The following is a 1,764-nucleotide window of genomic DNA, read 5'->3' on the forward strand; positions in this document are numbered from 1 at the left end:
TCTCTATCTAAATATTTCCAATCACCGAACCAAGTTACACGTGCAGGCTTTCCAAAATAGTAAAATTCCCCGTTCGTTTCTCTTTCATTCAGATCATCAATATCTAAATAAGTACCATCGTAGTCATCATGTGCTAAATCCAGTCTTGTAATTTTTGCGCCTTGCGCCTTATTTAAGAATTGATATAACTTTTCTTGCCAGCCGTAGTCACCCATCAAGCAACCCTGACCAGATAACATCACAAGCATTGTGTTGTTTTGACCACCTATGCAGAGATCACCGACCACGACATCATCATGATTAATAATTTCATAACATTGTTCATAGAAGTTTTTGCCATTTTTTCTTTTTTTACCGACTTTAAATCCGAAAATTTGCTCTAACTTTTCCCCCATTGCTTCTATGCAGGCATCGTTAATAAATTCTTCTGAGAGTCCAATATAGTGATCCGAAAACGTGTAACGCTTTAAGGAGAATGAAATCCAATCTATAAACGCTATTTCATGTTCAGCAGGTGCAGACACCAGTAGGATTTTTGGATTGCCTTGATCATCAATAACCAACTTTACTTCGTTAGCCGCTTGCCAATCTTTTAGGACTTCGTTAGATGGAATTTGAGCCTTCGAGTTTTGCCACGTATTACTAACGTGGCACTCCCACGGGCTGACAGTGGGTAAAGTCCGATTTTTCAGGAAATCATTGGCGAATTTAGAATAGTTTTCAGGTGTAGCAGTTGTAAAAGGGGTATTTTCCCCATAAAATTTAGTCATGGACATTCCTTCTTAATGTTCATCAAGGGCTATGGTGTTGACGCACTGATAGCCCATTTTTATGCCTGCTGCTTTTGTGCCTGTCGATCTATTGCGTTCAGGTCTTTAACTTCACAGGACTTCGCTTGTTAGCTTCTTACGTGCAATAAACAATCTACACTAAACAAATAATATAAATCAAGGCTGTGTGGTGTGGGTGTGCGTACACGGTACGCCACACACCACACAACCTTCCCCTTCCATTCGGCTTCGCTGTACCTGTCATTAGGCGCAAATGCCTTCAAATTGGTAATCAGAGAGGAAAAGGCTAGTAACTCATAGTCCGTCAGTTCGATGGCACTCCGCCATCTCTGTTAAGCACTCATTGATTCAATGGTAAAGTGCGCCCTTAAAAATCACAAATCACAAATAGCCTAAGGAACACAAAAATCAGGATGCACCCTAGTCCAATCCTGTTTAGTCATATTAAATCGTTTTGGAACACTGAAATCATGTGCCAAAGCCTGTATACATGTTTCATCATCCCCGAACCATTGACGGAAGAACCCCAACCAACGCCCGAATTGATGGCGAAATATATCCACCCCTTTTTCTATACTTATTTTCAATGATCTTTTTACATATTCTATTTTTGATTGAACCTGATCATCGTATTTAAACAGGTCTTTAAAACACGGATACAGATTAATGAAGTAATCAGAGGGATTTATAATCGCATCAAAAGGGATAATTGTATGTTTTGCTTTTAACTCAACCTCAACCCTTAACCAGTCGCTATTTTTATCCCCTAATTGCTTTCCTTTTTCATAAGCCCTAAGCATTTTATCTGAAGTACGGCAACCGATCTGCAAAGTACGCCCTAGCTTATCTCTATCTAAATATTTCCAATCACCGAACCAAGTTACACGTGCAGGCTTTCCAAAATAGTAAAATTCCCCGTTCGTTTCTCTTTCATTCAGATCATCAATATCTAAATAAGTACCATCGTAGTCAT

1 protein-coding gene and 1 pseudogene are annotated in these 1,764 nt (G+C 39.2%); both read right to left on the reverse strand.

The window, feature by feature from the left end; genetic code table 11:
• Positions 1-770 (reverse strand): annotated as a pseudogene (locus FTV32_RS16830) (hypothetical protein); the annotation flags it as partial.
• 413 nt (positions 771-1,183) lie between these two features.
• Positions 1,184-1,764: replication initiation factor domain-containing protein (locus FTV32_RS16835; protein WP_180029140.1), on the reverse strand; the 581-nt coding region annotated here is incomplete at its 5' end.

The sequence above is a fragment of the Acinetobacter sp. YH16032 genome, assembly GCF_013417345.1.
Lineage (GTDB): Bacteria > Pseudomonadota > Gammaproteobacteria > Pseudomonadales > Moraxellaceae > Acinetobacter.